1 protein-coding gene is annotated in these 289 nt (G+C 60.9%); it reads right to left on the reverse strand.

From position 1 onward, the window contains the following. A partial coding sequence (locus tag ACLBXP_RS25935) for a hypothetical protein (RefSeq protein WP_447670662.1) occupies nucleotides 1-215 on the reverse strand: 215 nt, incomplete at its 3' end. Between the last annotated feature and the right edge of the window lie 74 nt (nucleotides 216-289).

The following is a 289-nucleotide window of genomic DNA, read 5'->3' on the forward strand; positions in this document are numbered from 1 at the left end:
GGGGGCGCCTGGATCCAGAGGAAGTCAGGCTTGTGCCTGACGATCTGCGCAAGGGTGCGTAGCGCCTGGATCGGATAGCCCACGGTCGCTTTGACGACCCGATGACGGGTTACGGGCCGCATGAATTGAATGTCGTACCCGAAATACGTCCACATCGTGATGGGCCGACGCTGATACCGCGTCCAGGCCACGTCCAGCTGGTTTCGCTGCCGCATGATAAACCCCCAAGGTTCGCGGATTCGGCCGTGATACGCTCGGGCTTGGGCCGAGTCATGATTTCGTTCACGCT

This window comes from Methylobacterium sp. A54F (assembly GCF_053346035.1).